This is a genomic window from Bacteroides sp. MSK.20.12, assembly GCF_019052435.1.
Classification (GTDB): Bacteria; Bacteroidota; Bacteroidia; order Bacteroidales; family Bacteroidaceae; genus Bacteroides; species Bacteroides xylanisolvens.
Genome location: NZ_JAHQVH010000107.1, coordinates 1 through 562, shown reverse-complemented (window position 1 = coordinate 562; position 562 = coordinate 1). Strand labels below are relative to the sequence as shown.

Genomic DNA, 562 nt, shown 5'->3' with positions numbered 1-562 from the left:
TTAGCAGAACTTGGTACATTTGCGATTGTAAACTTACCGTCAATATCAGTGATAGTACCAAGGGTAGTGCCATTCACCAATATTGAAGCACCTACGACAGGTTGTCCATCTTCTTCAGAAGTAACCAAACCGGTAACTCTGGATGTCTGCGCTGTCATCAGACCTATACCTATAAAAAGGAAGGTCATTAAGAACATCAATTTTCTTTTCATAAATTCTCTCTTAAATTTAACCTATAAACAGATTTTTTGTCTCTAACAGGTTGCAAAGATAACACTAATTATGACAAACCGGAAAAAGTGTTACGTATTTAACTAAAAAGTATTATTTTGCAAGCTCCCATCTAGTAAAAACCAACAAACTATAACTAGAAATATTCAATTTAATATATTTTAAAATAGAATTTCTATCATAAAGATAGCGTCTAAAAAGATGTTTTCAAGATAAAAAGAACATTATTTCCTCCCAAATGGTATCTTTTTATCATTTTACATCTCCCAAAAGACTAAAGAACTATTAACAATGATGAAAACTGAAACGACCATGTACCAAGTTCTGCTAA

Annotated in this window: 1 protein-coding gene; it reads right to left on the bottom strand. The window is 31.7% G+C overall.

Annotated elements, in window-relative coordinates; translation table 11 throughout:
* Nucleotides 1-212: carboxypeptidase-like regulatory domain-containing protein (locus tag KTR06_RS24350; RefSeq protein WP_120143996.1), on the bottom strand; the 212-nt coding region annotated here is incomplete at its 3' end.
* Between the last annotated feature and the right edge of the window lie 350 nt (nucleotides 213-562).